The following is a 24,796-nucleotide window of genomic DNA, read 5'->3' as shown; positions in this document are numbered from 1 at the left end:
CGCCGAGCGCGCCGGCCAGGCCGATCGCCGAGGTCGACGTCGAGACCTCCCGCGCGCGGCCGACCGGCGTGGACGAGCTGGACCGGGTGCTCGGCGGTGGCTTCGTGCCCGGTGCGGTGGTGCTGCTCGCCGGAGAGCCGGGCGTCGGCAAGTCGACGCTGCTGCTGGAGGTCACCCATCGGTGGGCCGTGCACAGCGGTACGAGCGCCCTGTACGTCACCGGTGAGGAATCCGCCGGGCAGGTGCGGTTGCGCGCGGAGCGCACCGGCAACGTCACCGACGCGATGTACCTGGCGGCCGAGAGCGATCTGTCCGCGGTCTTCGGCCACGTCGACGACGTCAAACCCGGACTCGTGATCGTCGACTCGGTGCAGACGATGTTCTCGCCGCAGGCGGAGGGGTCGCCGGGCGGCGTCACGCAGGTCAGGGCGGTGGCCTCGGCGCTGGTCGCGCTGGCGAAGGAGCGCGGGCTGCCCGTGGTGCTCGTCGGCCACGTGACCAAGGAGGGGTCGGTGGCCGGGCCACGCGTCCTGGAGCACCTGGTGGACGTCGTCCTGCACTTCGAGGGCGACAAGCATTCGACGCTGCGCATGGTGCGCGGGGTGAAGAACCGCTTCGGCGCGGCCGACGAGATCGGCTGCTTCGAGCTGCGCGACGACGGGATCGTCGGGGTGGCCGACCCCTCGGGCCTGTTCCTCAACCGCCATGCCGAGGCGGTGCCCGGTACGGCCGTCACCGTGACGGTGGAGGGCAAGCGTCCGTTGCTCGGCGAGGTCCAGGCGCTGGTGTCGGACTCGGCGTTGCCGCAACCCCGGCGCGCGGTGAGCGGACTGGACTCCTCCCGGGTGAGCATGGTGCTCGCGGTGCTGGAGAAGCGTACGAGGCACCCGTTGGGCGGCAAGGACGTCTACACGGCCACGGTCGGCGGAATGAAGGTGACCGAGCCCGCCGTGGACTTGGCCGTGGCGCTGGCCGTCTGGTCGGCGATGAGCGACCGGGCGCTCTCACCCCGGCTCGTGGCGATCGGCGAGGTCGGGCTCGCGGGTGAGATCCGTCGTGTGACCGGCGTGGGCCGGCGTCTGGCCGAGGCCGCGCGCCTGGGCTTCACCCACGCGCTCGTCCCGCCGGACGCGGGCCCGCTCCCGGACGGCATCAAGACCCGCGAGGTCGCCAACCTGGCCGATGCCCTGGCTCTCCTCTGACGCCGCTGTTGTCGTGTCGTCAAGGCCCCCTTTACTGCGCTCAACGCAGGTAAGGAGGCCTTGACGGCACGACAACGGGCGAGCGGATGCGCTGGCGATGCAGTTGTCCACAGGGCCTCACGTCGTCCACAGGCGGGAGGAGACGTGGTGTCGCAGTGCGCCTTGCCTCGGGCAGCGTGGGTCCTGTGAAACGAGGACGTTGGGCGGATCGGCCGGACGTGCTCCGGCGTCGCAGCCGGGACGGTGTGATCCGGGTGGCCACGCTTGAGGCCAGTGGGATCGACAGCGCGACCGTGTACCGCCGGTGCCTCCCGGGAGGTCCGTGGCGACGGTTGCTGCCCGGTGTCGTGCTGCTCCAGGACGCGCCACCATCGAGATGGCAACGGCTGGTCGCCGCACTGCTCTATGCGGGTCCGGACGCCCAGGTCACGGGCGTGGAGGCGTGCCGTGCCCATGGCCTGGAACTCGGTCGCTGGGCCGAGCGCGAGGACGTGCACCTCCTGACGCCCCATGAGCACAAGGTAATCAGCAGCGGGTTCGTGACCATCGAACGGACCCACCGACTACCGAGGGCTCTCGTGCGACGTGGCATTCCGACCGCGCCGGTCGCTCGGGCCGCGCTCGACGCGGCTCGGCGCCATCGCTCGCCGGACACGGTCGCGAAGCTGCTGATCGAGGCGGTCCAGAAGGGCGGCGCGACGGTTCAGGCGCTGCGGTGGGAACTGGACAGGGGAACGCCACGGGGGACAGCGGTCCCGCGGCGTGTCCTCAAACAGATCGACGGTCTGCGTTCGGTCGCCGAACTGCATGGTCGCCGGGTCGCAGCCCGGCTTACCGTGGCACCGACACACTGGAATCCGACAGTACGAACCTCCAGCGGTGACTACCTCGCTCAACCGGACGCATGGTGGGACGATGTCGCGCTCGCCTGGGAGATCGACTCGGTGGAGTTCCACTACGCCCGCGCCGACTACGCGCGGACGCTGGCCAGGAACAGTCGTTACGCGCAGTCCGGTATCGCGGTCGTGCAGACACTTCCGTCCAGGCTCCTCGACGATGCCGACGCGGTGATCCGCGAGCTCGACGCCGCCTATCGTGCGGCCGCGGCGCGGCCGCGACCCCCGGTCAGGATCGTGCACGGCCCCTGAACCAGTGTTGGCAAGTCGTCAAGGCCTCCTTTACTGCGCTCAACGCAGGTAAGGAGGCCTTGACGGCACGACAACAGGCGGTAGGACGACAGGAGGTCAGGATTCCGAGAGCAGGCGGGCGCAGCGGATCAGGCCGATGTGCGAGTAGGCCTGCGGGTGGTTGCCCAGGGAACGCTCGGCGACCGGGTCGTACTGCTCGGGCAGCAGGCCCGTCGGGCCCGCCGCGTCGACCATCTGCTCGAACAGTTCCTGTGCCTCGGTGCGGCGACCGGTCAGCAGGTACGCCTCGATCATCCACGCCGCGCACAGGTGGAAGCCACCCTCGTTGCCGGGCAGGCCGTCGTCGCGGTGGTAGCGGTACACCGTCGAGCCGCTGCGCAGCTCCGCCTCGATCGCGGTCACGGTCGACTGGAACCGCTCGTCCTGCGGGTCCAGCAGGCCCGACAGCCCCACGAACAGCGACGCGGCGTCGAGGTCGGTGCCGTCGTAGGCGGTGGTGTAGGCGCGCACCGTCGCGTTCCACCCGTTCTCCAGCACGTCGGTGGCGATCTCGTCGCGCAGCTCCGTCCACCCTGTTGGCAGCGGCCTGCCGTAGACCTCGGCCAGCTTGATCGCCCGGTCGATGGTCAGCCAGCACATCACACGGGAGTACACGCGGTGCCGGGGCACGTGCCGTTCCTCCCAGATGCCGTGGTCGGGCTCCGACCAGCGGCGGGTCACGGCCTCGGCCATCGCCCGCACCATCTGCCAGTCCTCGTCCCGCAGTTCACCGCGCGCCTCGGCCAGCGTCATCACCAGCTCGACCACGGGACCGAACACGTCGAGCTGCACCTGGTGGTTGGCGAGGTTGCCGACGCGCACCGGGCGCGAACCCTTGTACCCGGGCAACGAGTCGATTACCGCCTCGGCGCCGATCTGTGTGCCCGCCAGCGTGTACAGCGGATGCAGCCGCTCCGGACCCGCGAGTGTGGAGAGCACCCCGTGCAGCCAGCGCAGGAACCCTTCGGCTTCCTCAAGTGAGCCGAGCGACACGAGTTCGCGCACCGTCATCGCGCCGTCGCGAATCCAGCAGTACCGGTAGTCCCAGTTGCGCACGCCGCCGATCTCCTCGGGCAGCGAGCTGGTGGCCGCGGCCATCACGCCGCCGGTGTCGGCGTCGGCGAGCCCGCGCAGCGTCAGCGCCGAGCGCGCGACGAGCTCAGGCTCCACCTGCGGCAGTTTCAGCGAGGTGGCCCACTCGCTCCAGTACCGGCCCGCCCGCGCTCGCCGGTCGACCTCGGGCAGGTCGTGCGGCCCGAGGTCGGTGGTGCCACAGCGCAGTTCGAGCACCACCGGCTTGTCCGGTTCGAGGTCCACCAGCGCGGTCGCGGTGTCGTGCATCCCGTCGTTGCCGATCTCCCACTGCACACCCGGCGCGCGCAGCACGAACGGCTCCGAGGTGCCCAGCACCCGCAGGCCGTCCTCCTCGCGCAGCAGGCGGACCGGGACACCGCCGAACTCGGGCCTCGGCGCGAACACCACCGACGCCGTGGTCTCCCCGGAGATCACCCGCACCAGATCGGTGCGGTGCGGCGGGCTCTCCGGCTCGAGGTAGTCGGTGACCAGCAGGCGTGACCACCGCGTCTCCACGGTCATCGTGTTGGGCAGGTAGCGCTGGCCCAGCGGAAGGCCGTTGCGGTGCGGCTTGATGGAGAAGTGCCCCGCCCCCTCGCCGCCGAGCAGGTCCGCGAACACGGCGGGCGCGTCCGGGCCGGGGTGGCACAGCCACGTGAGTTTGGCGTCCGGCGTCACCAGCGCCACCGACCGTTCGCTGGCGAGCATCGACAGTCGCTCGATGGGCGGCGACTGCTCGCCGTAGAGCCAGTTCCGCCGCTCTTCGAGCAGGAACGCCAGCACGGTGGCGACGTCGTTGGTGTCGTTGATCCGGTACTGCGCGAGCGTGTCCCCGGCCCCGACCTTGACGCCGAGGTCGGGGCCGTGCAGCCGGGCGAACGCCTTCTCGTCGGTGACGTCGTCGCCGAGGAACACCGCCGCCGTGGCGCCCGCCTGGTGGCGCAGCGTATCGAGCGCGTTGCCCTTGTCGGTGCGCACGACCGACAGCTCCACGACCTCCTTGCCGTCCGTGGTCGTCACGCCGTCCCAGGTGGAGGGTCCGGCGTGGACGGCGTCGATGACGCGGCGGGCCTGCTGCCTGTCTGCCCTGCGGACGTGCACGGCGATGCTCGCGGGCTTGGCCTCGAGCACGGCGCCGTCGACGCCGTCGACGATGCGTTCCAGCTCGGCGTGCACGGTGTTGTGCAGGTCGCGGGCCTGCGGGTCCAGTTCGTGGACGAACCCGATGTCGAACTCGGAGCCGTGGCTGCCGACGAGGTGCACCTCGGCGGGCAGCCGGGAGAGGATGGCGAGATCGCGCAGGGCGCGACCGGAGATCACCGCGCTGGTGGTCTCGTGCAGGGTGGCCAGTGACCGCAAAGCGCCGACCGACTCGGGGCGCGCTCTGGCGTCGTCCGGGTCCGTGGTGATCGGCGCCAGCGTGCCGTCGTAGTCACAGGCGACCAGCAGGCGCGGCGTCCGGGCGATCTGCACGATCGCGCGCCGCAGCTCAGCGGGCAGGGCCTCGGCGGTCAACACTCCTCCTTCAGGAGCCAAGCATGTCCGGGGGCGTCAGGTGGCCGTTTCGGCCCCGAGCGCTTCGAGAAACGAGCGCGCCCACCTGTCGACGTCATGCGTCAGGACCTGACGACGTAAGGCGCGCATCCTACGCCGACCTTCCGCCGGGTCGAGAGTAATAGCCTGCTCCAGCGCGTTCTTCACCCCGTCCAGATCATGCGGGTTGACGAGGAACGCGCTGTTCAGCTCCGCCGCCGCGCCCGCGAACTCGGAGAGCACGAGCGCGCCGCCGAGGTCGTGCCTTGAGGCGACGTACTCCTTGCACACGAGGTTCATCCCGTCCCGCAGGGGGGTGACCACCATGATGTCGGAGGCCGCGAAGAAGGCCGCCAGCTCCGAGCGGTTCACCGACTGGTGCAGGTAGTGCACGACCGGGCGGCCGACCCGGGCGAACTCGCCGTTGATCCGGCCGACGAGCTGCTCGATCTCGCTGCGCATCCGCTGGTAGTGCTCGACGCGCTCGCGGCTGGGCGTGGCGAGCTGGATGAAGGCGGCCTCGCCCGGTTTGACCCGGCCCTCCTGCAACAGCTCGTGGAAGGCCAGCAGGCGCAGGTCGATGCCCTTGGTGTAGTCGAGCCGGTCGACGCCGAGGAGGACGGTCCGGGGATCACCCAGTTCCTCCCGGATCTGTGCCGCCCGCTCGGTGACGGCCTTCGTGCGGGACAGCGAGTCGAGCCCGGCCGCGTCGATGGAGATCGGGAACGCGCCGACGCGCACGGTGCGATCACCGACCTGCACCATGCCCGGGCGGGACCGCACGCCCACCGAGCCCCGGCTCGGCTCCAGGCCGATGAGCTGCCGTGCCAGCCACAGAAAGTTCTGCGCACCGCCGGGACGGTGAAAGCCGACGAGGTCGGCGCCGATGAGCCCGCGCACGATCTCGGCCCGCCAGGGGAGCTGCATGAAGAGCTCGACCGGGGGAAACGGGATGTGCAGGAAGAAGCCGATCCGCAGGTCGGGGCGCAGCTCGCGCAGCATCGTCGGCACGAGCTGGAGCTGGTAGTCCTGGATCCACACCGTGGCGCCTTCCCCGGCCACGGCCGCACTGGCTTCGGCGAAACGCCGATTGACCCGCACGTAGCTTTCCCACCAGCTCCGGTCGAACACCGGGCGGGCCACCACGTCGTGGTAGAGCGGCCACAGCGTGGCGTTCGAGAAGCCCTCGTAGTAGTCACGCACGTCGGCCGAGGTGAGCGTGACCGGATGCAGGACGAGGCCGTCGTCGGTGAACTCGTCGACATCGACGTCCGGCACGCCCGGCCAGCCCACCCAGGCGCCCTTGCGGGACCGCAGGAACGGTTCCAGCGCGGACACGAGCCCGCCGGGGCTCTGTGTCCAGCGCTGGGTCCCGTCGGCGGCGCGTTCGAGGTCGACCGGCAGGCGGTTGGCCACGACCACGAACTCGGCCTTGGCGTTCGAGTGAGGCTCGGCGTTCGGCTGCGCTGTCTGGGCGGATGCCATGCTTCAAACAGTATCGCGGTGTGACTATTCCAGCGGGCGGCCAGCGTTGAGGGGGCCTGCCATCCGGGGGCCGGCGAGTTTTCGTTCCAGCCGCCCGAGTCCGGTGCGCAGCGGCTGGGCGAGGAACTCGCCGAGCACCACCCCCGCGGCCAACGCCAGCCCGATGGCGGCGGCCGACATCAGGATGGTGATGTTGCCGTTCTCGATCAGTTCCGACATGCCCCGGTAGGTGGCGAACCCGGGCAGCAGCGGGGTGATGCCCGAGACGGCCACGACGAGGGGCGTGACCTTGAGCCGCCGGGCCAGCACGCCCCCGCCGAGCCCCACGAGCGTGGTGGCGACGGACGCGCCGATGATGGGGTTGTACCCGAGCACGCCGAGCCACCCGTACGCGGTGGCGCCCACCGCGCCGGTCACGGCCGCGATGACCAGCGGGCGGGGCTTGGAGTAGGACGCCAGGGCGAAGCACGCGGCGGCTCCCGTCCCGGCCAGCGTCGTGATGTGCAGTTCGGCCACGGTGTAGGCGGGTGCGGTCGGTACCGGCGTCCGGGTCGCGCCGAACTGGGCCGCGACGCTGAGCGCGCCACCGACGCCGGTGATGAGCCCGGCACTCATCAGCACCACTTCCAACATCCGCCCCGCCGCCGTGACGTAGTAGCCGGTGATGGCGTCCTGCACCGCCGACACGGTCGACAGCCCGGACAACAGCACCGTCAGCGCGGCGGCCACCACCAGCGTGGGTTTCTTCAGGTCGAGGAAGTCGAGGTTGACGATCACGATGGCCGACAGCGTGGCGATGAATCCGCCCGCGACCTGCTGGAAGAAGAACGGCAGCGCGTACTTGTTGAGCACGCGCCCCACCCGGTCCACCAGGGCACTGATCACGAACGCGGTGACGGGCGCCCACGTGCCCCAGCCCCCGAGCAGCAGGGTGATGAACGCGGCCATGCCGCCCCAGGCCAGCGTGGAGACCCAGCGTGGGTACGGGTGGCTGGCCGCGGTCAGGTGGTGCAGCTCGGTGTAGGCGTCCTCGGGGCTGATCTTGTTGCGGATCAGCCGCTGCACGAGGCGCTCGACCTCGGAAAGGCGCGTGTAGTCGAGACTGCGCGACCGCACGACCCGGAGCGCGGTCACCGGCGGCAGGTCGCTGCCGCGCAGACAGCTCACCGTGATGGAGGTGAAGATGACGTCGACCTCGCAGGCGGGCAGGCCGAGAGCGCGCGTCAGCGCCAGGATGGTCGCGGTGACATCGGACGCGCCCGCCCCGCTCGCCATCTGGATCTCACCGATCCGCGTCACGAGGTCCAGCACCATGTGCACGGTCGCCTCGTCCGGTAGCTGCGGACCGATCGTGCCTTCCGGTGCAGGGTCGACGGCGGGCAGTTCCCCGGTCGGAGCCTCGAGGACCTGCCAGGCGCGCTGTCGGGTCCCACGCCCACGGTGCTGGCGCGGCGGGCGCTTCTCGGCGTGATCCTCGGCCGGGGCTTCCAGGATCTGCCACGCGTGCCGACGCTTCGGAGCCGCCGCACGAGCGCGCGGCCTGAGCTTCATTTCCACCTCCTCGCTGAATCCCCGAGAAGCATCGGCCGCCTGTCCCCGGCCGTTGCACACCGAAAGCCGTGTCGTATACCACATCGTTGCGATATGGTGACCCGCACCTAATGTAGTCGTCGTGACGTGCGTGAACAGCGCCGTCGCGGTGTTCCGGGTGCCCGCTGTGGTACAGATCGCGGCCGGTACAGTGGTGCGTAAGCCACACCCGTACGTGTGGACCTCAGGCCGGCATAGCTCAGTTGGTAGAGCATCTGTCTTGTAAACAGAGGGTCGCAGGTTCGAGTCCTGTTGCCGGCTCTCACACCCGGCCGGGCTCCGGCCGACCACCCGGCCGGAGCCCGCGAAGTCCGGCACTGCACGAAATGTCCGGCGCCGCGAGGCGGCGAAATCGGCGTTTCACTCCAGTACAGTCGGAGGCGTCCGTCGTCACCGTCGGAGGAGCCCGTTGTGGACGCGGCCGTGAACCGTCCCGCTCCGCCGCACCGGAGCGCCCAGCCCGAATGGTCGCCGGACTGGGCGGCCGTGCGGTTCATCCAGAACGCCACCCACCAGCTCGCCGGGTCGTTGAACGTCCGGCGGACGATGCTGCGCGCGCTCCACGTCGCTTTGCCCTACCTCGGCGACTGGGCGATGCTCGCCTTCTTCGACGGCACGGGCGTCTCCGTGCTCGGCGGTGACGGCGGCAGGCGGGCGAGTGAACCGTTGAAGCTGGGGCGGCTCGATCCCGAGAGCGGGCTGTGCCGGATCAAGCGCGTGGGCGGCACCCGCCTGCATACCGATCTCGGCGCCGACCCGCGCGAGACCCTCCACGATCTCGTGCCCGACGACGCGTTGTGCGCCGAGGCCGCCGCGCTCGACCCGTCCGGGGTGCTCGCCGTGGGTCTCGACAACGGCGGTACGACCAACGGCGTCCTGGTCACCGTGCGGGGCACGGGCCGTTCCTACACCGAGGCCGACGTCGCCGTGGCCCAGGAGTTCGCGCGCCGCGTGGCCGGCGCGTTGCAGTCGGCGCAGCTCTACGAGGAACGGTCGGAGATGGCCGATTCGCTTGAGGCCACGCTGCGCCCACCGGAGTTGCCCGAGTTCGACGGGGTGTGGCTGGCCGCGCGCTATCGCTCCTCGCAGGAGCGGATGGACATCGGCGGCGACTTCTACGACGTGTTCGGTTCGAGCGACGACTTCACCGTCGTGATCGGCGACGTCTGCGGCAAGGGCATCGCCGCCGCCGTGCTGACCGGGCTGGCCCGGCAGACCGTCCGGGTCGCCGCGCATTTCGACCGGTCGCCGTCGTCGGTGCTGGCCGCGCTGAACGACGTGCTGCGGGAGCGTTCGTCGGACCGGTTCGTCACGGCGGCGTGCGTACGGTTCACCCGATCCGGCGATGACGGCGGGCTGACCGGTTCCGTCGCCGTCGCGGGGCATCCGCCGCCCCTGCTGTTGCGGGCCGACGGCGAGGTGGAGGAGCTCGCCGCGCGGGGCACCGTGGCCGGTATCGTGCGCGGACTCTCCTACGACGAGGTCGAGTTCCGGCTCGGCGTGCGGGACACGATCCTGCTCTACACCGACGGGGTCGACGAGGCGCGCGGCCCGAAGGGGTTCTTCGGGGCGGACCGGTTGCGCGACCTGCTCCCGCCCTACGCCGGCGCCAGTCCCGCGACGGTGTGTGCCGCGGTGGAACAGCACGTGGTGGAGCATCTCGACGGCGACGGACACGACGACATCGCGGTCGTCGCCGTCCGGAACGGGGGCTGAGCCGTGCGGGGCGGCTCGATGGGGCCCGGCACCGAGCCGCCCGAGCTGCTCGGCCCGTTCGAGCACGCGCTGGAGCGGGGGGACAGCTCCGCCGCCTCGGCGCTGGTGGACCGGGTTCTCGACGCGGGTGCCTCGCCGGTGTCGGTGCTCTGTGACGTCGTCGCTCCCGCCCAACGCCGGATCGGCGAGCGGTGGCAGAGCGGGGAGTGGTCGGTGGCCCAGGAGCACATCGCCACCGGGATCTCGGTCGCCGTCACCGAGGCCGTCGCCCGCCGGGCGCGGCGGTTGCCCGTGACCAGGGGCCGTGTCGTGGTCGGCTGTCCCGAGCGGGAGTGGCACGCACTCGCCGCCCTGGTGGTGGGAACCGGACTGCGGCAGCAGGGCTGGCAGGTCACCTACCTCGGTGCGTCCACACCCGCCGACCGGCTCGCGTCACACCTGCACCACCTCGACCCCACGGCCGTCGCGGTGAGCTGCTCGATGGCGGGCGGACTGCCCACGGCGCGCAGGTTCATCGAGGCCGCCACCACCGTCGGCATCCCCGTGCTGGCCGGGGGCGCCGCCTTCGGCACCGACGATCGCCGTGCGCGGGCGCTGGGCGCGACCGCGTGGGCACCGAGCTTGCCCGACGCGTTCGAGCTGGTGGAGCGGTTGCCCGCCACCGTCGACCCCGCCGATCCGCTCCCGGCCGCACCGCTGGCCGAGCAACGGACGCTGGAACTGGCCCACCACCGTCTCGTCGAGCAGGTCACCACCAACTGGGCTCCGGTGCGCGGCCGGGACGACGACGTGGACGGCGGCGACCTCTCCTCGGTGGTGCACGACTGCGTCGAGCAACCCCTGCGCACGCTCCAGGCGGCGCTGCTGACCGGCGACGAGCGGCTCGTCTCCGAGATCGGTGCGTGGGTGCGTGCGGTCCTGCGCGCCCGGTCGGTGCCCGAGACGGCCGTGGCCGGGCTCGGTGAGGAGCTGCTCGCGGCCGTGTCGCACCTGCCCCTGACGCGGGAGCTGCTGCGCGCGCACTGGCCCGGTGCCGACCGGGCGACGCGCTGACCGGGGAAGCTCCGAACCCGGGGAAGATCAGAACTCGGCGAAGATCCGAGCCCGAGTCGATGTCGCCGAGGGCACGCGCGGGTCGCGGGGCTGTCGACGCGCGCGGCGAAAGTCGGGCGGCGAAAGTCGGGCACCGCGTCGTGACCGGCGACGGGCACCGCGCGTTCGCCGCGGTGCCCGTTCGAGGCCGGAGAGCGCTCCGGCGTGGCGAGGTTCAGGCTCGGTGACGCTCAGGTTCCGGCGGAGACGATCTCGCGCATCTCGTCGGGCCCGTAGGCGTGGACAGTCTTCGCTCTGAGGTTGCCCGCCGCCTCCGTCGCGAGCTGGAACGAAGCCGCCTTGTCGACGTTGTCGCTCTCCATCACGCAGACGATGTCGTAGGGGCCGCCGGGCGTCCAGTAGATGTCTTTGAACGTGACGCCGTATTTCTCGGCGAGCTGCCGCGCTTGTTCGTAGCGGGAGACCGTTTCGGTGTAGTTGCGCACTCCCTGCTCGGTCCAGCGCAGGAAGGTGATCACCGTTGCCATGGCCGACCAGTCCCTTCGGTATCGGTGTTGCCGGGTCTGCCACCTCCGAGCCTCGGTCGCGGGCCCGTCCCGTGACGAGGGCCGAAGGTCACCGCGGCGCCGCCGTCCGCGTCTTGCCGGCCGAGGAGCGGGGCCGCCGCCGTCGTCGCCGGGGCGCCTTCCCCGGCACCGCACACGGCTGTGACGCACTGTCATCGAGACCGGCAAGGTTTGTACCCGAACGTGTCCGCACGAAACCGCACACACGTGTTGGATCGTGCGCTACCCTGCTGGTACAGATCACAGGATCAGTGCTCGCGGGGGAGGCTGACGTGGAGATCATCGATCGGTCCCGGTGGGGCGCACGCCATCCGGACGGGTTCCGCAACGCACCGTTGCCCGCCTCCGAGGTGTGGCTGCACCACTCGGTGACCCCGGCTCCGGAGTGGCGCTTCGCCGATGAGGCGGCCGCACTGCGCCGCCTCGAGCAAATCGGCCAGGACCGCTTCGGCGGCGGGATCAGCTACACGTTCGTCATCCCGCCGTCGGGCCGGGTGTACGAGGGGCACAGTGTTCACCGTCAGGGCGCGCACACCGGCGGGCGCAACCACATCTCGCGCGCGATCTGCCTTGTGGGCAACTACGAGCAGCGGCACATGACCAGCAGGCAAGTGCACGCGGTCGCGGACCTGGTGCGGTACGGGCACGCGAAGGGGTGGTGGAGACACCGCAGGCTCACCGGAGGGCACAGGGACGCTCCCGGCGCCGCCACGGCCTGTCCGGGGCGGCATGCGCAGGCACGCATCGCCGAGATCAACCGTTTGGCACAGGAGGACGACATGCCCAGCTCGGAAGAGGTCGCCAAGGCCGTGTGGACGCACTGGATTCACAACCGCAGGCTCGGGTGGAACGAGTACGCCGAGACGCTGCTGGGTAGTTCCGAGGATCGCATCATCCGCCAGCAGATCGCCCCGTTGCGGGGCGAGGTCGCCGCCATCCGGAATCTCGTTGAGCAGATGGCCCAGGGGCAGCAGGTCGACCCGGCCGCCGTCGAGGAGGCCGCACGTCAGGGGGTGCACAGGGCACTCGCCGAGTCCGAGGCGGAGGCCGCCGCCCTGCGGGCGGGGGGCGGGGCGCCCGAGGGCGATGGGCAACCGGAGAGCGATGGGCACCCCGCGCCCACCAGGGAGCGCCCACGCACGACGTGACGGCGTGCCGCCCTCGTCGAGCGGAGGCGTGGTGGCTCAGGGGTCGGCTCGGTCGGTGTCGTCCGGCGTTTCCACGGCGTCCTCGTCCAGGGCCGCCTCCAGCCGGTAGTCGACGCGCACGTCCTGGTAGGTCTCGCCGGATCGGACCCGGTCGGGCAGGTTCACCCGGTCACTGTCCGATCGCGACCGGTACCCGGGCGAGCCGGTGAAGGAGACCCGGGCGTCCGGGTCGTCGTGCCAGTGCATGCGTTCGGCCCGCACCGTGGAGCTGAACGCGATGTCGGGTCGCCGGAGCCGCGGGTCGGGGCTCAGGTCCCGTGCCTCCGGCGGCGGCGTTCCGGGGGCGTCGAACCCCCACCGGAGTCGTACAGGGGTCGGCGTCGAGGTGTTCCGCCCGACCCCGTGCGCGGCCGGGATCGGCGCGAGGTCGACCCTCCGCGTGGCCGCCCGCCCGCCTCGTGGTCGCCGTCGTGGGATTCGTCCACGTCCTCGTGGGATTCGTCCACGTCCTCGGAGCCGTCCTCGTCGGTGGTCGAGGTGCCCTCACCCTCGGCCTCTCCGGCGGTACGCTCCTCGGTGTCGGTGTCGGTGTCGGTGTCGGTGTCGGTGTCGGTGTCGGTGTCGGTGTCGGTGTCGGTCCGTCCAGCTTCCTCCGCGGCTTGGCCTGCTTCGCGGGTGGTTTCCCCTGCTGCTTGGCCCGTTTCGCGTGCGGCTTCTCCTGCGGCCTGGCCCGCTTCGCTGGTCGCCGTGCCCGCGCCTCGACCGACCTCGGTTGTCGCCTCGCTCGCCCCGCGTCCGACCTCGGTCGCCGCCTCTCCGGCCCCCCGACCCACGTCGCTGACCGCCCCACTCGCGCCCTCGCCCACGTCACTGACGGCCTTGCCCGCGCCCTGGCCCACGTCGCTGACCGCCTCGCCCGCGCCCTGGCCGACCTGCTCGACGGCGCGCCGCCCACCGGAACCGAGCTCGCCCACCGCTCCTCCGACCTGACTCAGGGCCGGTTCCACCGACCGCACCACTTGTTCGAGGATCTGCGGGTTGCGGTCGATGCTGGTGAGAACCCGTTCGATGATCTGAGCCACCCGGTCGAGCCGCACTTTGAGCAGAGCCTGGGCCTGCACGCCGGTGATGTTGAGGGAGACCCGGCCGAGCGCGACGTCCGCTCCGACGTTGAGCTTGAGCAGATCGAGCACCTCGGCCTGCAAGGACACATGGGCGCGTAGGTTCTCCACTTCCAGCGAAATCTGGTCCACGGAGAGGTTCGGCACGTCGAGAAGCACGTCGGGTGCCCGGTCGCTGTCGGGGTCGTCCGCGCGCTCACCCGTGACCTCGGCGGGGTGCCCGGTGTCCGTGGAGGAATCCCCGGTGTCCTGGACGCGGTCTTCGGCGTCCGCGGTCTGACCGGGTGCGTCGGCGTCCTCGGAGTCGGCCGAGTCGTGGGCGCCGTGCGGCTGGGCCCGGTCGTGTCCGTCCGTCTCGTCCCGCTCGGGAGCGGTCTCGTCCCACCACGTCACGTGATCACCTCGTCCGGGTAAGGAGCCTCCACCAAGGGACTACCCACACTCGGGGCCTCAGTCGCGTTACCCGAGCGACGAACAAGCCGCACGCCCCCTGCGGAGCGGTGATCGAGCACAGCGCCGCGACAGCTGTTGTCGCAGGAAGCCCAGCTCGCCTGCAACGCTCCCCAGGTGCGAGCGCATGTGACAGTCGGTGACCGTAGTGCCACGCGCCGATTTCGTTCGAGATCGGTGATGGATTTCGCCCGCGCCCACTGGGAACACGTATCCCCCGGCTGAGTGGTTCAGGACTTCGCTTGATTGGTTCGTACCGACGGTGGCATCGCCCCATCGCGGGACCGCTTCACGAAAGCATGAGGTTCGGCGGGCCCGCGTACCGACCTCAAGGCTGATGGGAGACAGCGTCATGCACATTCGTGAGGTCACCCTCGCTGTCGCGTTCGCTGCCGGAACTCTGCTACCTGCGGCAGGGAGCGCGCTCGCCCAGCCCGATCTCGACTGCCGGGACTTCTCCAGCCAGGCGGAAGCGCAGGCGGAGTTCGACCGTGATCCCACCGACCCGCACAGACTCGACGCAGACAATGACGGCATCGCGTGTGAGGCGCTCAACGGTGTTCCCACGTCACCGGACGCTGGGATCGCCGATGATGCCGATACACCGGCTGAACCTCGCGACGGTACGGACGGAAACGGCCAGGTCGGCGACGTGCCAGCCGGGGGTGTCGAGGCTGGTGATGGTTCCGCGGCCGGGGTCCCTGTTCTCGACACCCCCGTACTGGTCGGCCTCATCGGTCTTGGTGCCGCGGCCGGCGGGACCGTCGTGTTCCTGTGGCGCACGAGCCGCAGCACATGACCGCGACAAACGCTGCCGCATAGCTTGGCCCTCCTGGGCAAGAGCGTGCGGACTCACCTAGCTCGGCAGCGGTGGGGGCGTGGCGCCCCACCGCTGCCGAGTGTGTGGTCAGCGTGCTGAAGCGCGTACCTCGGCAGCGGCCTCGACCAGATGCCGCAACGCGGGCTCCACCTCGGCGTAGCCACGGGTCTTCAACCCGCAATCGGGATTGACCCACAGCCGGTCGGCGGGCACGGCCTCCAGTGCCGCGCGCAGCAGATCGGTGACCTCCGCTCGCTCCGGCACCCGGGGCGAGTGGATGTCGTACACCCCCGGCCCGACGCCGCGGGCGAAGCCCACGGCGTTGAGGTCGCCGAGGACCTCCATTCGCGAACGGGCGGCTTCGATGCTGGTGACGTCGGCGTCCAGTGCCACGATCGCGTCGATCACGTCACCGAACTCCGAGTAGCACAGGTGCGTGTGGATCTGGGTGTGCGCGGCCGCGCCCGCGGTCGCCAGGCGGAACGCCTCCACCGCCCAGTCCAGGTACTCCTTGTGCCGCACGGCGCGCAGGGGCAGCAGTTCCCGCAGCGCGGGCTCGTCCACCTGGATGACGCGCAGCCCGGCGGCCTCCAGGTCGCGGACCTCGTCCCGCATGGCCAGCGCCACCTGCCGCGCGGTGTCGGCCAGGGGCTGGTCGTCGCGCACGAACGACCACGCCAGGATGGTCACCGGGCCGGTGAGCATGCCCTTGACGGGCCGGTCGGTGAGCCGCTGGGCGTAGGTCGCCCAGCCAACCGTGATCGGCTCCGGCCGGGAGACGTCACCGAACAGGATCGGCGGGCGCACACACCGCGACCCGTACGACTGCACCCACCCGTGGTCGGTGCTGACGAAACCCGCCAGGTGCTCGGCGAAGTACTGCACCATGTCGTTGCGCTCGGGCTCGCCGTGCACGAGGACGTCGAGTCCGAGATCCTCCTGCGTCCGCACGACCCGCTCGATCTCGGCGCGCATACGCCGGGTGTACTCGGCGTGGTCGATCGCGCCCGCACGCAGGTCGGCCCGCGCGCGGCGGACGTCGCCGGTCTGCGGGAAGGAGCCGATCGTCGTCGTCGGAAGCGGCGGCAAGGGCAGCGATTCCCGTTGCCTGGCTTGGCGGGTGGCGTAGTCGGCGCGGCGCGTGTCCCGCGGGCCCAGTGCCGCGAGGCGCGCCCGGACCCGTTCGTCGTGCACCCCCTCGGCGCCCTTCCGATCGGCCACGGCGGCTTTCGTCTCCGCGAGTTCGTCGGCCACGGCGTCGCGGTCACCCCGCAGCGCGCGGCCCAGGACGACCACCTCCCGCACTTTCTGGCGGGCGAAGGCCAGCCACGGCTTCACGCGCGGGTCGATCCGGGTCTCGGCCTCGACGTCGTAGGGCACGTGCAACAGCGAGCACGACGTGCTCACCGCGACCTCGCCCGCTATGCCGAGCAGCGTGCCTGCCGTGGTGAGGGCGCGGTCGGGATCGGTGCGCCAGACGTTGCGTCCATCGACCAGTCCGGCGACGAGTGTCTTGTCCCGCAGCCCGTGCGATGCCGACAGCGAATCCACTGTGGAGTAGCCAGACGCGAAGTCGAGGGCCAGTGCCTCGACCGGTGCCGAGGCCAGCCGGCCCAGCGCCTCGCCGAGCTCGCCGAAGTAGCTCGCGACCAGTATTTTCGGGCGCCGGGTGTTCTCGCCGAGACGGCGGTAGGCGCGGGAGAGCGCGTCCAGCTCGGCCAGCGTGCGGTCGGCCACGAACGCGGGTTCATCGAGCTGGACCCACTCCACCCCGGCGTCGTGCAGCTCGCTCAGCAAGAGCGCGTAGGCGTCGAGCAGTTCGTCCACCTTGTCAACGGGGCGGAACGATTCGGGCGCGTCGGAGTCCGGTTTGGACAACAGCAGGAACGTCACCGGTCCCACGAGAACGGGGCGCGTGGCGACGCCCAGCTCGGCGGCCTCACGATGGTCCTCCAGCGGCGTCCGGTCGGCGAGGTGGAAGCGCGTGTTCGGGCCGATCTCGGGCACCAGATAGTGATAGTTCGTGTCGAACCACTTCGTCATCTCCAGCGGCGGCGTGGACTCGACCCCACGTGCCATCGCGAAGTAGGTGTCCAGCGGGCCCAGCCCGAGACGGGCGTAGCGGGGCGGGATCGCGCCGAATGTGACGGCCGTGTCCAGCATGTGGTCGTAGTAGGAGAACGTGTTGCCGGGCACCGAGTCCAGCCCGGTGCCGTGCAGGTCGCGCCAGGTGTCCGCGCGCAGCCGGCGGGCGGTCGCACGGAGGTCGGCTTCGGTGCCGCGCCCCGCCCAGTAGCTCTCCAGTGCGCGTTTGAGTTCCCGGTTCGGCCCGATGCGGGGGTAGCCGAGTACGGTCGATCCGATCGTGCTGGTCAACGCTCTCTCCTCGCGAGCTCGACGTGGTCGCCGTCGAGGACGGCAGCGGAAGAGCGCGCAGGCGAGCAGCGAGACGGGGCCCGTGGCCACCGGGTGCTCCTCGTCCGCCGGGCCTTCCCGCGAGACCTCGACAGCAGCGCGCACCGGCGGCACGCGCACCGGTGGCAGGTCTTCGGACTCGCGGGCACGTCCGGCCGGGTGGCCGGGTTTCCTACTGCGCCGTCGCTTCCCAGACCCGGCGGGTCCAGTGCTGTGTCGTCCCGGTCCGGCGGACCGGGACACGGCGTTCGTTCCCACTCACCGCTGCGGGGCAGTCCCGGATTCGCACCGGGTTCCCTCTTGCCTCGCACCCCACCGCGCGCGGCCTCGGCCCCGCCCGGTGGCGCACGAACCACCAGCACGTCTCAGCGTAGTGGCCGTGCGGCGGCTGGCAAGGGTGTCCGCTCGCTTCGGCTCACCGTCCCGAGTCAGGTCACGTGCGGCGAACGAGCGCCTGACCGCGCCGAACGCGGAGCAGCAGGCGCCCGCGACGACACGGTTCGCGAGATGAGTCACACCGAGGGCGAGCGTGTCAGCCGGTGGGTGCGGTCAGGAGGTCGTCGATCTGTTCGAGCGACGAGCGCAGGCCCTCCTCCATGCCCATGTCGAGAAGGCGTTCGAGGTCGTCCCGGTTGGAGAAGGTGGTGACCATGGTCATCCTGGTTCCCGCCCCGGTGTCCTCCAGTGTCACCCGTACATGGATGGTGGGCATGGACGAGTCGGGCTGGCCGTGCTCGTCGGCGAAACCGTCGTCGAACTCCAGCCGGTGCGGCGCGTCGACGGCGGTGATCGTCCACCACCCGCGTGCCTTGTCGCCGTCCGGGCCGGTCATGTAGTAGCGGGAGTGTCCGCCGATCTCGAACTCGTGCCGTTCGAAGGTCGCGGGGTAGGTCGGCGGCCCCCACCAGCGCTCCAGTCGCCGCGGGTCCTCCCACACGCGCCACACCCGGGCGGCGTCGGCGTCGAACTCGGCGACGAAGGTCATGGTCAGGGCGTCGGTGTCCTTGGTCGACTGGATCGTGGTCACTGTGGTTCGTCCTCTTCCGGATCGTCGGTCGGAAGCTGTTCGCTCTCTCCTGTGCGGTGCCGCTCGATGTCTCGTAGGCGGCCGGTAGCCGGCTCGCCCGTGCGGCTCGTTCGGGTACGGCCACGCGCTTCTGTATTGCCGCGAAACCGGTCGACTATCGCCGCGCGAGGCGAGCGGGGTATTCGGGACGGTGCGGCCGGTGGTGCCGAACGCCCGGATCCGCGAAGAGTTGGCCGTCCGGAAAGCGATCGGGGTGGTCGGTCGGCCAGGGGGTGGCCAGCGCGGTTCTTGGGTGCGACTTCCTTGACTTCGAGTCCGGTCGAGGTCGGATGCTGGTGTTCACAGACGAATCGATGACATCGGAGACAGGGGAGACGCATGGACACCACAGTGCCGCGGGAGCAGTTCGACGCCGCCTACGACGAAGGCTGGGCGGGGTGGCTGATCGACGAGCCGCAACCCGCCGTCGTCGAGCTGGAGCGGGACGGGTGGCTGCGGGGGAGCGTGCTCGACGCCGGATGCGGTAGCGGTGAGCACACGATCCTGCTGGCTGGACGGGGCTACGACGTGCGGGGGATCGACTTCTCCGAACGGGCCGTCGACCTGGCCCGGCGCAACGCCGAGCGGCACGGGGTCTCCGCGTCGTTCGAGATGGCCGACGCGCTCGCCCTTGAGGGGACGGCGCGATTCGACACCGTTGTGGACAGCGCGCTGTTTCACGTTTTCGGCGCCGAGGACCGCGGGCGCTATGCGGACGCGCTGCACCGGGTGTGCCGACCGGGAGCGCGGGTGTACGTCCTCGCGCTCGCGCTCACCGACGAGCCGGGCTTCGGTCCGCGCATCAGCGACGCGGCGATCCAGGACGCGTTCACCGACGGCTGGGAGATCGAGGACCTGAGCACGAGCCGCTACCGCGGTGTCGCCCGGGACGAGCAGGCGGCCGAACTCGGCGTCGTCTCCGGTACGGCCGTGGACCTGCCCGCGTGGCTGGCCCGCGTGCGACGCGTGTGAGCGTTCGCGAGTGAACGCGGTTCAGACGGTGCCGCCGTAGGCGACCACGGGTGACTTCACAGAGGTTTACGCCCCGCGTCCGGTTGAATACCCGCCACGCGGGTCCGGCGGTCGGACCCCGACGGGACGTCAGCGTGGCCGACGAACGAGACGTCGAGGTGTACTACTCCACCCCCGAGGTGGTCGCGAAGCTGCGCAGGCTCGCCGACGTCCTGGAGTCGCAGACGCCGTTCCGCATCCAGATCGCGGGTGAGCGTATCCACGTGCCCGCGCGGGCGCGGTTCTCCGTCGAGCACGAGCGCGGCGACGGCGAGGAGGAGATCGAGTTCCAGCTTCGCTGGAAGCTCGACGAGGCGGGCGAGGAGTCGGAGGACGAGCCGGTCGTCTGAGCCGACGTCCCTCGGCGAGTCGCGCGCCCGGCCACGCGGGACTCGCCGTCGCCGTCGGCGCGTGGACCGGATCACCACCTCCGGGCGTCGAGGACGATGTCGATCGCGGTGCCGTGGTCGGTCTCGCGCGTGACATGCCGCAGGTCCTCGACGCGCAGTCCGGTGGCCGCCTCGGCGAGATCCGGCACGCCCGGCAGCACCTCCGGCTCCGACGGGCCGCCGACGCCGCGTTCGTGGTTCTCCCGGGCGTGCCCCAGATAAAGCAGCCGCCCGCCGTCGGACAGCCATCCCGCTGCCCGGCGCAGTGTGCGCACGAGATCGGGCACCGGGATCTGGAGGAAGGCCACCAGCACCAGGTCGACCGCCTTCGCGGGTTCCCAGGTGGTGACATCGCCGAGTCGCCAGTCGATCCCCGCGCCGTGCCGGTCGCGGGCCGACTCCAGCGCCACCGGCGAGAAATCCACCGCCGCCACGCGCCAGCCCTGGGAGTGCAACCACGCCGCGTGCCTGCCGTCGCCGCAGGCGAGGTCGATCGCGGTGCCGGGATCGGCGCCGGTCAGCGCTTCCCGGATCGTGGCGGCGGGTGCCTCTCCCCACGGCACCTCTCGCGTGCGGTAGCGCTCGTCCCAGGTGGTGGCGTCCGTGCGGGCCACGTGTCCTCCTCCGTTCGGTTACCGGGTCCCGTGGCGGGTACCCGACGACCGAGCCTGCCACAGCGTGACGAGGGATGACCCGCCTATGGACGTCGAGATCATTCGCACCGAACCCCTCGGAGACCGGACTTACCTGGTGCACGACGGGGCGGTGGCGCTGGTCGTCGATCCGCAGCGCGACTTCGACCGGGTCGAGGAAGTCGCCCAGAGGTGTGGTGTGCGGATCACTCACGTGGCCGAGACGCACCTGCACAACGACTACGCGACGGGCGGCCCCGCGCTGGCGCGTCGGCACCACGCCAGCTACCTGATCGGCGAGGCCGAAGGCATGGAGTACGAGCACCACCGGGTGCTGCCCGGCGACCGCATCGAGGTCGGCCGGATGACGGTGACGGCCGTGGCCACTCCCGGGCACACCGAGCACCACCTCGCCTATGTCGTCGAGGAGGGTGGCGAGCAGGCCGTGTTCTCCGGCGGCAGCCTGTTGTACGGGTCGGTGGGGCGCACCGACCTGGTGGACCCGGAGCGGACGGCGGAGCTGAGCCGCGCGCAGTTCCGCTCGGCGCGCAGGCTGGCCGAGCTGGTCTCCGACGAGGCGCGGCTGTATCCGACGCACGGGTTCGGCAGCTTCTGCGCCTCGGGTCCGAGCACGGATTCCGACGTCTCGACCGTCGGTGAACAGCGCACGCGCAACGACGCGTTGACCGAGCACGACGAGGCCGCCTTCGTCGAGCGCCTCCTCGCCGGCCTCACCGACTACCCGTCGTACTACGCGCACATGGCTCCACTGAACCGGATGGGCCCGAGCGCGCCGGATCTGACGATGCCGGAGCCGCTGGACACCGAACGGCTGCGGGAACGGCTCGACCGGGGCGAGTGGGTCGTGGACCTGCGCAACCGCATCGCCTTCGCCACCAAGCACCTCGAGGGCACGGTCAGCTTCGAGTACGGCGACGGCACACAGTTCACCACCTACCTCGGCTGGACGTTGCCGTGGCTGGACCCGATGACGTTGGTCGGGCCGGTCGAGGACGTGCGCGCGGCGCTGCGGGATCTCTCCCGCATCGGCATCGACCGGCTCGACGTCGCCGTCGGCGACCCGGCGCGGGATCTGGCCGAGGCGCACCCGACGACGTCGTACCCGCACGTGGGCTGGGAGGGCCTCGCCGCGGAGTTCACCGACGGCGCGGCGCCCACCGTGCTGGACGTGCGCCGCGACGACGAGTACGAGACCGACCACGTCGAGGGCGCCCTGCACATCCCCCTGCACGAGTTGCTCCCCCGGATGGCGGAGGTGCCGGCCGAGCGCCTGTGGGTGCACTGCGGGTCGGGCTACCGCGCCGCGATCGCGGCCAGCCTGCTCGCCCGCGCGGGCCACGACGTCGTCCACGTCGACGGCCGATACTCCGACGCGGCCCCCGCCGGCGTCCCGATCACGACCTCCCCGGCCGAGCGCGCCGCGTCACCCTCGTAGCGTGTTGACGTGCCGTCAAGGCCTCCTTACCTGCGTTCAGTGCAGTGAAGGGGGCCTTGACGGCACGCCAGCGTCGAGGGGTCACGACCAGGCGGCGCGGATCTCGGCGAGTTCGGGGGTCTCCGAGCCGGAGAGGCGGTGGTGGATCGTCCACACCTGCTTCGCCTCGTCCGGGATGCCGTAGAGGAAGCCGTCGTCGCACCGGTAGCTCAGGTGCAGATCCTCGCGGATCTCGGGAACGCCGATCACCTTCACGCAGCGTGTGCCGTCCGCCAGCTCCATGAACCACCACTGGTCCACCGCGTCGCGGCCCGTGAAGGGCCGCTCGTCGTCGACGACGTAGGCCTTGGTCACCCGGTCGCTGGCAGGGTCGCGCAGGCACGCCGCGATGGTGGTCACGCGGTCGAGACGCGCCTCGGGTGCGGGCGCCTCCGGCACGAAGCACGGGTCCATCACCAGTGTCGTCTCCGTGGTGAAGCAGCGCCGGGCGCGCGGGTTGTCCGGGCTGAGGCGCGACCGCTCACACGCGGCCGTCACCTCGCCCTCGACCTCAAGCTCCGGGTCGAGGCCGCCGTCGGTGAACAGGTCGGTCATGACCGTGCGCGTCGTGCCCACGGGCCCCGCCTCGGCCCGCTCCGCATCGCAGCCGGCCAGCACGGGCAGCACCGCGGCGAGTGCGGCGACCAGCGCGGCGACCGGCGTGGTTGTCCTCTGGCGCAAGCCTGCCGACCTTCCTTCTCGTGAACCGACGTCCCTGGACAGCGTGCACAGGGTAGCCGCCGCATCGGCGCGCGGGTGTGGTGAAGGAATACTTCCAGCACTCGATGTTGTGAAGGAATCCTTCACAGCGCCCGCGCGGAACGGGGTGCGCCGGGTGCCGGGCTCGTGAGTGAATGACGGCGTGCGGCGTCGCGACGGGGCGGCGCGGCACCTGTTCGTGTCACCCACGACCCTGGGAGGAACCGCGGTGCTGGATCTGCTGCTACGTGACGTGCGGGCGCTGACGATGCGGGACGACCGGCCGGTCGCCCACACGGTCGGCGTACTGGGCGGCGTCGTCGTCGGTGTCGACGACGAGGTGCGGGACCTGCCCGCGCGGCGCGTCGTGCGGGGAGACGGCGCTGTCCTCACTCCCGGCTTCACCGACGCGCACAATCACATGGTCTGGTACGGGCTCTCCCTCGCCGAGCTCGACCTGTCGGTGTGCCGGACCCCGGACCAGCTCTACGACGCGGTCGCCGCGCGTGCCGCCGAGCTGCCCTCCGACGGCTGGGTCGTCGGCTCCGGCTACGACGACTTCGTGCTCGGCGGGCACCCCGACCGGGCCGCGCTCGACCGGGCGGGCGGCGGTCGGCCGGTACTGCTCAAGCACCGTTCCGCGCACATGTGCGTGGCCAGCAGCGCCATCCTCGACCGGATCGGCGTGCTCGACGGCTCCGTGACGGTGCCCGAGGGCGGGGTCGTGGAGCGCGACGAGCGGGGGGAGGCCACCGGGCTGCTGGCCGAACAGGCCCAGCAACTGGTGGACGCGCTGGTCAAGCCGTACCCCGTCGACGACCTCGCCGCGGCGATCACGCGGGCGGCGAACGTCTACGTCACCGAAGGGCTCACCCACGTCACCGAGGCGGGCATCGCGGGCGGCTGGATCGGGCACAGCCCGGCGGAGGCCGCCGCTTATCAGCTCGCGCGGTCGCGGGGCGAGCTGCCCGTGCGGGTGGAGTTGATGCCCGCCGCCGAGGTCCTGCACTCCTACCCCGGCGGCGAGGCCGTCGGCGTCGAAGCGGGTCTCGACCTCGGGTTGCGCAGCGGGTTCGGAGACGACTTCTTGCGGATCGGCCCGATGAAGATCTTCACCGACGGCGCGTTGAGCAGCCGTACCGCGGCGGTCACCGAGCCCTTCGTCGGCGACGGCGGGTTCGGCGTGCTCGGTGACGACCCCGAGGTGCTGCGTGCGCGCATCCTCGCCGCGCACCGCAGTGGCTGGCGCGTCGCCGCTCACGCCATCGGAGACCGGGCGATCGACCTGACCCTGGACACGCTGGAGGAGGCGCAGCGCGAACATCCCCGTCCGCGGGCGCGGCACCGTATCGAGCACTCGGCGATGGTGCGGCCGGACCAACTGTCCAGAATGGCTGAACTCGGCGTGGTTCCGGTGCCGCAGGCGCGTTTCCTGTACGAGATCGGTGACACCATGCACTCCGCGCTCGGCGCGGAGCGGATTCCCTGGCTGTACCGGCAGAGGTCCTTTTTGGACGCCGGACTGCGGGTGCCGGGTAGCTCCGACCGGCCGTGCGTGGGCACCGGCGCTCCGTTGGCGGGCATGCGGTCGATGGTCGAGCGCACCACGAAGGCGGGTCTGGTCCTCAACGAGGACGAGTGCGTCGACGCGACGGAGGCGCTGCGCGCGTTCACCACGCACGCGGCCTACGCCTGCGGTCAGGAGGACCGGCGGGGCCGCGTCGAGGCCGGTTTCCAGGCCGACCTCGTGCTGCTCGGTGCCGACCCGACCACGGTGGCGAGCTCGGAGATCGCCGACATCGACGTGCTGGCGACCTTCGTCGCGGGCACGCCTGTCCACGGCGCCGACGCCCTGACCTACACCACGGGTGGCCCGGAGGACGACCGGGCCGCGTGACTGCGCCCGCTCCGGTCGCGGCGCGGCGGGAGAGCCTCGCTACCGTGCCGGGTGAGCGCGGCTTTCCCGCCGTCCGGGCCGGGATGGCGGCCGAGCGTGAGCGGAAGGGAGCGGGCCGTGGAGGACACGACGCTGCACGGGGTGGTGCGGGAGCTGCTGGACGGCGTCGATCGCGGGCGCGAGCGGCTGCGCCGCGCGGCCGGGTTGGTGCTCGACGCGATCGGCGCCGACGGCATCGTGCTCGCGG

20 protein-coding genes, 1 tRNA gene and 1 riboswitch are annotated in these 24,796 nt (G+C 71.3%); of the genes, 11 read left to right on the top strand and 10 right to left on the bottom strand.

The window, feature by feature from the left end:
• Positions 1–1,202: DNA repair protein RadA (radA, locus tag SACSA_RS21945; RefSeq protein WP_019814713.1), on the top strand; the 1,202-nt coding region annotated here is incomplete at its 5' end.
• A gap of 185 nt (positions 1,203–1,387) precedes the next feature.
• On the top strand, positions 1,388–2,350 hold the full coding sequence (locus SACSA_RS0107490) for a hypothetical protein (protein WP_157596666.1): 963 nt from the start codon (positions 1,388–1,390) through the stop codon (positions 2,348–2,350).
• A gap of 96 nt (positions 2,351–2,446) precedes the next feature.
• Here the strand turns inward: SACSA_RS0107490 and otsB are convergent, their stop codons facing one another.
• The 3 genes from otsB to SACSA_RS0107475 are packed head-to-tail and all read right to left on the bottom strand — an operon-like array spanning position 2,447 to position 8,032.
• The gene (otsB, locus tag SACSA_RS0107485; RefSeq protein WP_028661653.1) at positions 2,447–4,978 is read right to left on the bottom strand and encodes a trehalose-phosphatase; all 2,532 of its coding nucleotides are present in this window, start codon (positions 4,976–4,978) and stop codon (positions 2,447–2,449) included.
• Positions 4,979–5,014: 36 nt separating this feature from the next.
• Entirely contained in the window at positions 5,015–6,481 is a 1,467-nt protein-coding gene (locus SACSA_RS0107480) for an alpha,alpha-trehalose-phosphate synthase (UDP-forming) (RefSeq protein ID WP_019814708.1), read from the bottom strand.
• Positions 6,482–6,505: 24 nt separating this feature from the next.
• Positions 6,506–8,032: a threonine/serine exporter family protein gene (locus tag SACSA_RS0107475; protein ID WP_019814706.1), complete on the bottom strand. Its 1,527-nt coding sequence runs from the start codon at positions 8,030–8,032 to the stop codon at positions 6,506–6,508.
• A gap of 227 nt (positions 8,033–8,259) precedes the next feature.
• On the opposite strand from SACSA_RS0107475, the gene SACSA_RS0107470 reads away from it, so the two are divergent.
• The 3 genes from SACSA_RS0107470 to SACSA_RS0107460 all read left to right on the top strand — a co-directional run bounded on the left by SACSA_RS0107470 (position 8,260) and on the right by SACSA_RS0107460 (position 10,840).
• Positions 8,260–8,332, top strand: a tRNA-Thr gene (locus SACSA_RS0107470).
• Positions 8,333–8,482: 150 nt separating this feature from the next.
• Positions 8,483–9,787 (top strand): PP2C family protein-serine/threonine phosphatase, encoded by a 1,305-nt coding sequence (locus SACSA_RS0107465; protein ID WP_019814703.1) that lies wholly within the window; start codon positions 8,483–8,485, stop codon positions 9,785–9,787.
• Between the two features lie 18 nt (positions 9,788–9,805).
• Entirely contained in the window at positions 9,806–10,840 is a 1,035-nt protein-coding gene (locus SACSA_RS0107460; protein ID WP_019814701.1) for a cobalamin B12-binding domain-containing protein, read from the top strand.
• Between the two features lie 230 nt (positions 10,841–11,070).
• On the opposite strand, the gene SACSA_RS0107455 is transcribed toward SACSA_RS0107460, so the two are convergent.
• Complete coding sequence (locus SACSA_RS0107455) at positions 11,071–11,367, bottom strand: GYD domain-containing protein (protein WP_019814698.1); 297 nt, start codon at positions 11,365–11,367, stop codon at positions 11,071–11,073.
• A 311-nt stretch (positions 11,368–11,678) separates the two neighbouring features.
• On the opposite strand from SACSA_RS0107455, the gene SACSA_RS0107450 reads away from it, so the two are divergent.
• A complete protein-coding gene (locus SACSA_RS0107450) occupies positions 11,679–12,554 on the top strand; it encodes an N-acetylmuramoyl-L-alanine amidase (RefSeq protein ID WP_019814697.1) in 876 nt (291 codons plus the stop codon).
• A 36-nt stretch (positions 12,555–12,590) separates the two neighbouring features.
• Here the strand turns inward: SACSA_RS0107450 and SACSA_RS21940 are convergent, their stop codons facing one another.
• Positions 12,591–12,800 (bottom strand): hypothetical protein, encoded by a 210-nt coding sequence (locus SACSA_RS21940; RefSeq protein WP_048876484.1) that lies wholly within the window; start codon positions 12,798–12,800, stop codon positions 12,591–12,593.
• A 62-nt stretch (positions 12,801–12,862) separates the two neighbouring features.
• The gene (locus SACSA_RS26690) at positions 12,863–14,068 is read right to left on the bottom strand and encodes a hypothetical protein (protein WP_232212863.1); all 1,206 of its coding nucleotides are present in this window, start codon (positions 14,066–14,068) and stop codon (positions 12,863–12,865) included.
• Between the two features lie 409 nt (positions 14,069–14,477).
• Here SACSA_RS26690 and SACSA_RS24520 point away from each other — a divergent pair, with 409 nt between their 5' ends.
• Positions 14,478–14,924 carry an excalibur calcium-binding domain-containing protein gene (locus SACSA_RS24520; RefSeq protein ID WP_083940197.1) on the top strand — a complete coding sequence of 149 codons (447 nt, stop codon included), beginning with the start codon at positions 14,478–14,480 and terminating at the stop codon, positions 14,922–14,924.
• A 108-nt stretch (positions 14,925–15,032) separates the two neighbouring features.
• Here SACSA_RS24520 and metE read toward each other — a convergent pair whose 3' ends face one another.
• Together metE and SACSA_RS0107425 are read right to left on the bottom strand one after the other, a co-directional pair.
• On the bottom strand, positions 15,033–17,321 hold the full coding sequence (metE, locus tag SACSA_RS0107430) for a 5-methyltetrahydropteroyltriglutamate--homocysteine S-methyltransferase (RefSeq protein WP_019814692.1): 2,289 nt from the start codon (positions 17,319–17,321) through the stop codon (positions 15,033–15,035).
• A 146-nt stretch (positions 17,322–17,467) separates the two neighbouring features.
• Positions 17,468–17,732: riboswitch (cobalamin riboswitch) on the bottom strand.
• Between the two features lie 160 nt (positions 17,733–17,892).
• Positions 17,893–18,387: an SRPBCC family protein gene (locus SACSA_RS0107425; protein ID WP_019814691.1), complete on the bottom strand. Its 495-nt coding sequence runs from the start codon at positions 18,385–18,387 to the stop codon at positions 17,893–17,895.
• Between the two features lie 378 nt (positions 18,388–18,765).
• Here SACSA_RS0107425 and SACSA_RS0107420 point away from each other — a divergent pair, with 378 nt between their 5' ends.
• Together SACSA_RS0107420 and SACSA_RS0107415 are read left to right on the top strand one after the other, a co-directional pair.
• On the top strand, positions 18,766–19,398 hold the full coding sequence (locus SACSA_RS0107420; RefSeq protein ID WP_019814690.1) for a class I SAM-dependent methyltransferase: 633 nt from the start codon (positions 18,766–18,768) through the stop codon (positions 19,396–19,398).
• A gap of 134 nt (positions 19,399–19,532) precedes the next feature.
• Positions 19,533–19,787 carry an amphi-Trp domain-containing protein gene (locus tag SACSA_RS0107415; protein ID WP_019814685.1) on the top strand — a complete coding sequence of 85 codons (255 nt, stop codon included), beginning with the start codon at positions 19,533–19,535 and terminating at the stop codon, positions 19,785–19,787.
• A gap of 71 nt (positions 19,788–19,858) precedes the next feature.
• On the opposite strand, the gene SACSA_RS0107410 is transcribed toward SACSA_RS0107415, so the two are convergent.
• Complete coding sequence (locus SACSA_RS0107410) at positions 19,859–20,440, bottom strand: class I SAM-dependent methyltransferase (protein WP_019814683.1); 582 nt, start codon at positions 20,438–20,440, stop codon at positions 19,859–19,861.
• Between the two features lie 85 nt (positions 20,441–20,525).
• Between SACSA_RS0107410 and SACSA_RS0107405 the strand changes: the two genes are divergently transcribed.
• Positions 20,526–21,914: an MBL fold metallo-hydrolase gene (locus tag SACSA_RS0107405; protein WP_019814681.1), complete on the top strand. Its 1,389-nt coding sequence runs from the start codon at positions 20,526–20,528 to the stop codon at positions 21,912–21,914.
• An 81-nt stretch (positions 21,915–21,995) separates the two neighbouring features.
• On the opposite strand, the gene SACSA_RS0107400 is transcribed toward SACSA_RS0107405, so the two are convergent.
• Positions 21,996–22,634 (bottom strand): hypothetical protein, encoded by a 639-nt coding sequence (locus tag SACSA_RS0107400; RefSeq protein WP_019814679.1) that lies wholly within the window; start codon positions 22,632–22,634, stop codon positions 21,996–21,998.
• A 247-nt stretch (positions 22,635–22,881) separates the two neighbouring features.
• Between SACSA_RS0107400 and SACSA_RS0107395 the strand changes: the two genes are divergently transcribed.
• Positions 22,882–24,549, top strand: a complete 1,668-nt coding sequence (locus SACSA_RS0107395) for an amidohydrolase (RefSeq protein ID WP_028661651.1) — start codon at positions 22,882–22,884, stop codon at positions 24,547–24,549.
• The last annotated feature ends 247 nt before the right edge of the window (positions 24,550–24,796 follow it).

Source organism: Saccharomonospora saliphila YIM 90502 (genome assembly GCF_000383795.1).
Lineage (GTDB): Bacteria > Actinomycetota > Actinomycetes > Mycobacteriales > Pseudonocardiaceae > Saccharomonospora > Saccharomonospora saliphila.
This window is presented reverse-complemented; position numbering and strand designations above follow the sequence as displayed.